General features: G+C 65.0%; 6 protein-coding genes. 4 read left to right on the plus strand and 2 right to left on the minus strand.

All coding sequences use genetic code 11. The annotated features are described in order from the left end of the window. Positions 1 to 369: 369 nt before the first annotated feature. Positions 370 to 1,047, plus strand: a complete 678-nt coding sequence (locus SE92_RS02415; RefSeq protein ID WP_063203304.1) for a glutathione S-transferase family protein — start codon at positions 370 to 372, stop codon at positions 1,045 to 1,047. A 10-nt stretch (positions 1,048 to 1,057) separates the two neighbouring features. Further along, a complete protein-coding gene (locus tag SE92_RS02420) occupies positions 1,058 to 1,381 on the plus strand; it encodes a DMT family transporter (RefSeq protein WP_063194304.1) in 324 nt (107 codons plus the stop codon). 114 nt (positions 1,382 to 1,495) lie between these two features. Here SE92_RS02420 and SE92_RS02425 read toward each other — a convergent pair whose 3' ends face one another. Together SE92_RS02425 and SE92_RS02430 are read right to left on the minus strand one after the other, a co-directional pair. Further along, positions 1,496 to 2,143, minus strand: coding sequence for an alpha/beta hydrolase (locus SE92_RS02425; protein ID WP_014495555.1), 648 nt, complete (start codon positions 2,141 to 2,143; stop codon positions 1,496 to 1,498). Positions 2,144 to 2,449: 306 nt separating this feature from the next. Next, positions 2,450 to 3,526: a LytTR family DNA-binding domain-containing protein gene (locus tag SE92_RS02430; RefSeq protein WP_245324424.1), complete on the minus strand. Its 1,077-nt coding sequence runs from the start codon at positions 3,524 to 3,526 to the stop codon at positions 2,450 to 2,452. Between SE92_RS02430 and SE92_RS02435 the strand changes: the two genes are divergently transcribed. After that, positions 3,503 to 4,696, plus strand: coding sequence for an acyltransferase family protein (locus SE92_RS02435; protein WP_063194305.1), 1,194 nt, complete (start codon positions 3,503 to 3,505; stop codon positions 4,694 to 4,696). The two genes, SE92_RS02430 and SE92_RS02435, sit on opposite strands and share 24 nt — an antisense overlap. Positions 4,697 to 4,747: 51 nt before the next feature. Further along, on the plus strand, positions 4,748 to 5,059 hold a 312-nt coding region (locus tag SE92_RS02440; protein WP_157095827.1), incomplete at its 3' end, for an aminotransferase class V-fold PLP-dependent enzyme.

Here is a 5,059-nt window from a genome sequence, read left to right on the forward strand (position 1 = left end):
AACGAGACCGCTGTGACCGCGCCGTGTCGTATGCGCGTTATGCCGGGACTCAACGGTCGCCCGTCCCTGTCCTCACGCACACCGCGCCGGCGCTACCGCGTCCACCGCAAGCCCGGCCCGCATCTCGTGACGATCGCGAAGCGCCCCTCTGGCAGGGGCCGGGATGGCCACTCTGTGCCACAAATCCGAAATTCGGTAAAGTAGAATATTTTGACGGGAAGGACTTGACAGGTTTTGGGTGTTTTGCCCGACGGGCGAGGGGATCGCGCGCCCGCAGACGTCGTTTAATGCAAATGCATTGATCTTGACGGGTGCATGCGAATGCATCTATATTGTATGCAGTTGCATCTAACCGCCGGGATCAATGCCATGACCGCCTCACTGAAACTGATCAGCCACAAGCTTTGCCCCTATGTGCAGCGCGCCGTGATCGCGCTCAAGGAGAAGGACGTGCCGTTCGAGCGGATCGACATCGATCTCGCCAACAAGCCCGAGTGGTTCTTGAAACTGTCGCCGCTCGGCAAGGTGCCGGTGCTGGTGGTGACGACTGACAAGGGCGAGGTCGCGCTGTTCGAGAGCAACGTGATCTGCGAGTACATCGAGGAAACGCAAGGCGGCGCGAAACTGCATCCGGCTGACCCGCTCAAGCGGGCCGAGCATCGGGCCTGGATGGAGTTTGGCTCGGCGATCCTCGGTGACCTCTGGGGCCTGGAGACGACCGCGGATCCGGCGACGTTCGAGAGCAAGCGGCAGGCGCTCGCGGCAAAATTCGCGCGTGTCGAGGCCGCGCTTGGCGCCGGCCCCTTCTTCTCCGGCGAGCAATTCAGCCTGGTCGACGCCGTGTTCGCGCCGATCTTTCGTTATTTCGACCTGTTCGACGAATTGACCGAGCACGGCATCTTCCGCGATGTGCCGAAGGTTCGTGCCTGGCGCGCTGAGCTTGCGAGACGCCCGAGCGTGCGCACGGCGGTCGGCACCGACTATCCGCAATTGCTGCGTGCCTTTCTCGTGCGTCACGACGCGCATCTGCTCAAGCTTGCGGCGTAAGCGAGCGCCGATGTCGCAATCCATGGCCTGGTTGATGCTGGTGATCGCCGGCGCGCTCGATGTCGGCTGGGCGATCTCGATGAAATACGCCGAAGGCTACACGCGCCTGGGCTGGAGCATCGTTTCGGTCGTGCTGCTCGCCGCCTTCGTCGTCCTGCTCGGACGCGCCTTGAAGGTGCTGGAGGTCGGCGTCGCCTATTCGGTGTGGACCGGCATCGGCGCTGCCGGCACCTTCATCATGGGCGTCGTGCTGTTCGGCGAGACCTTGAGCGCGATGAAGCTTGCGGGCATCGCGCTCGTCTTGATGGGGATCGTCGCGCTCAAGCTGGCTTGACCGGCGAGCTCAGTCTCGTAGCCCGGATGGAGCGCAGCGCAATCCGGGTCTTCTTTCCGCGGATATAATTTCCCGGATTGCGCTGCGCTCCATCCGGGCTACAAGGCCAAAGCCTTACCGAACGTTTGCCAGGCGCATATCCAGATACGCCGTGATGGTCTCCATCAGCGGCTCGAGCTTGGCGTCGAAGAAATGGTTGGCGCCGGGGATGACCTGCTGGTCGATCACGATGCCTTTCTGCGTCTTCAGCTTCTCGACCAGCGTGTTGACGTCCTTGGGCGGCACCACCGCGTCCTTCTCGCCGTGCACGATCAGGCCCGACGACGGGCAGGGCGCGAGGAACGAGAAGTCATAGAGGTTGGCGGGCGGCGCGATCGAGATGAAGCCCTCGACCTCGGGACGGCGCATCAACAGCTGCATGCCGATCCAGGCGCCGAAGGAGAAGCCGGCGACCCAGCAGGCACGCGCTTCGGGATTGATGGTCTGCGCCCAGTCGAGCGCAGCCGCCGCATCCGACAATTCGCCGGTGCCGTGGTCGAACGAGCCCTGGCTGCGGCCGACGCCGCGGAAGTTGAAGCGCAGCACCGAGAAGCCGCGATGGGCGAAGGCGTAGTAGCACTGGTACACGATCTGATGGTTCATCGTGCCGTGGAACTGCGGATGCGGATGCAGGATCATCGCGATCGGCGCGTTCTTCTGCTTGGCCGGGTGATAGCGACCCTCGAGGCGGCCGGCAGGGCCGGTAAAAATGACTTCAGGCATGGATGTCTCTGACTACGTCCCTTGGAGGTGATCCCTGCGCAATCGTCCGATTGTGGCTCTCGCGGCGTCGCAGCCGACGGGAGCACGGATGACAGGTGGAGAGACGCGCCCTCGGATGATGCGCGAGTGGCGCGCAGGTGAACTGACGCGCGCTTCTAACACGAGGCAAGGGTCAAAAAGCAAGCATCTTCGACATCTCTCAATGGGCTCAAGAACTTAGCCGGTCACGGCGGTGTCATGTCCGGCTTGTCGCACGCCGCGCAGAGCCCGCGCGCCGTGCTGATGGCAGTGCTCAACCGATTGAAATCACGGTTGTTTATGGACCGCCGGTGGATCGGCGGTGGCGCTTCCCGCGGGGGCGGTTCGGCTTCCGAGCGAGGCGACCGCCGGCCGGTAGCGCCGGCTGCCGCCGAGCGTTTGTCCGTTGTCGAAGGCGAGCTCGAAATCTCCTGAGGCCTTGAGGTCCACGCCGCGCACCCGGTCGAGATTGGCTAGCCTCGTCCGATGAACGCGAACGATGGAAAAGCGCGCCAGCTCGCTTTCCGCCGCGGCCAGCGTGCCCCGGATCAAATGCTGGGTGCCGTCGACCAAGCTGTATTCGATGTAGTTGCCGGCGGAGGCGACCCAGAGGATGTCGCGCGGCGCCAAGCGAATGCGGCTGGTCCCGTCGCGCAGCCAGATCAGATCGGGGGATGACGGCTGTTGCGGGGCGGGTGGCGACGACGGAGCGACGGCGGCGCTTCTCAGCTCACGCCGGCTTTCGAGCAGCCAGATCGTGCCGGATATCAGGACGACGGCCACGGCGTCCTTGCGGAATTCGTAGAGGACCGTCGCGAGCGAGAAACGGAAGTCGTAGGCGCCTCCGGCGAGCCAGAGCGCGAGCTTCCGCACCCAGACCATGCCGGTGATGTGGAGGGCGGAGAAGCCGAGCAGGGCGATCGCGCCGATTCCCGCCCGCGCGGCGAGGCTGGGTGTCTGGCGCATGCGGCGGACCGCCAGCACCAGGAGCGGCAGCAGCAGCAGGATGACGGCGATGCTCGACATCTCCCAGAACAGCCGCCGGCCGATGTCGTAGCTGTCGCCGCGCCAGGCGGCGTCCTGAGCGCCCGAGAACGCGTTGACGATTCCGGTCGCGAGCGCGACGGCTGCGATCGCAGCGAACATCGTCCGCTCGCCGCCGCTGATCCCAAAGCGCCCGCCGCTCGTCCCAGCCGCCGGCGGCTCGTCCCCTGGTGTCCGATTCTGATCCCAAACCGGCTCGACGCGCGCCGTCGGCGGCGCATTTTCGGTGTCAGCCATTTTCAGTGTCAGCCATGGCCCGAAAACCGCGTTTGTCGTCCCATCAAGGAGCAGACCACCATGACAACACCACAGCAAATCCAAGGCTCGGACAGGCGCATCGACCTGGACTGGGTACGGATTTTAGCCTTCGGGCTGCTGATCTTCTACCACGTCGGCATGCTCTACGTGTCCTGGGGATTTCACATCAAGAGCGCGCACCGGCTGACCTGGCTGGAACCGGTGATGCTGTTCCTCAACCCCTGGCGGCTGTCGCTGCTGTTCCTGGTGTCCGGCGTTGCGACCCGCTTCATGCTCGGCAAGTCCAGCCTGGCCTCGCTCGCGAGGGCGCGGTCGGCGCGGCTCTTGATCCCGCTCGTCTTCGGCATGCTCGTGATCGTGCCGCCGCAGTCCTATCTGCAGATCGTCGAGAGCCTTGGCTATCCCGCGGGCTTCCTCGATTTCTATGCCCGGCATTACTTTGCCTTCGGCGCGCAGTTCTGCCCGAACCCCTGCATCGTGTTGCCGACCTGGAACCATCTCTGGTTCGTGGTCTATCTGTGGGTCTACACAATGGCCCTGATCGGCGTGCTCGCGCTATGGCCGGCCGGCGCCGACTGGCTTGGGCGGAAGCTGGCCGGTGTGCTCGCGGGGCCATGGCTCCTGATCGCGCCGTGCCTGCTGTTCGCGGCCTGGCGCCTGGTGCTGTATCCGGCTTTTCCGTCGACGCATGCGCTGTTCGGCGACTGGTACAATCACGCGGATCACGCGACGGCCTTCCTGATCGGTTTTCTGCTGGCGAAGCAGGAGGGAATTTGGCGCGACGTCGAGCGGCAGCGCTGGGCGGCCCTGGTCGCTGCAACTGCCTGCTTCTCTGCCTTCATCCTGGTTCGCGCCGGTCTGTTCGCGCCGTCGCCCGCGCTGAAATGGTTCGCGGCATCGGCCTATGGTTGTTACCAATGGCTCGCGATCGCCACCGTGCTGGGCTTTGCGCGGCGCTACTTCACCGCCGACAGCCCCGTGCGCCGCTATCTGACCGACGCGATCTTTCCCTATTACATCATGCATCAGACCGCGATCATCGTGATCGCGCATGCATTGCATGACAGCGGCCTTCCGGCCGGGATCGAGGCCTCCATTGTCATCGCCGGGACCGCACTCACATGTGTGGCGACCTATGAAGTCGTCAGGCGCATCGCCTGGCTACGGCCGCTGTTTGGATTGCGCACGATGCCGCGGACGGTTCGCGGGATCGAGCAGCACCAGCCGGCCTGATGCGCGCCGCCGTCCGATTGGCGGGATGGCAAAAGGTGCTAAGAGGGCGAAATGCCGACCCGGGTCTATCTCGACTGGAACGCGACCACGCCGCTGCGCCCCGAGGCGCGGGCGGCGATGGTTGCTGCCTATGACCTGGTCGGCAACCCGTCCTCGGTTCATGCCGAGGGGCGCGAGGCGCGACGGCTGGTCGAGGAGGCGCGCGCAACGCTTGCCGCGGCCGTGGGTGCCTTGCCGCGAAACGTGATCTTCACCTCCGCCGGAACCGAGGCCAATGCGCTGGCCCTGTCGCCGGGTCTGCGTCGGCCGTCCGGCGCACCCGTGGAGCGGCTGCTGGTCTCGGCGATCGAGCATGCCTCGGTG

This window comes from Bradyrhizobium sp. AT1 (assembly GCF_001590795.1).
Lineage (GTDB): Bacteria > Pseudomonadota > Alphaproteobacteria > Rhizobiales > Xanthobacteraceae > Bradyrhizobium.

Coding starts and splice junctions, on each gene's coding strand:
- SE92_RS02415 (WP_063203304.1), top strand. CDS start 370: ATGACCGCCTCACTGAAACTGATCAGCCACAAGCTTTGCCCCTATGTG.
- SE92_RS02420 (WP_063194304.1), top strand. CDS start 1,058: ATGTCGCAATCCATGGCCTGGTTGATGCTGGTGATCGCCGGCGCGCTC.
- SE92_RS02425 (WP_014495555.1), bottom strand. CDS start 2,143: ATGCCTGAAGTCATTTTTACCGGCCCTGCCGGCCGCCTCGAGGGTCGC.
- SE92_RS02435 (WP_063194305.1), top strand. CDS start 3,503: ATGACAACACCACAGCAAATCCAAGGCTCGGACAGGCGCATCGACCTG.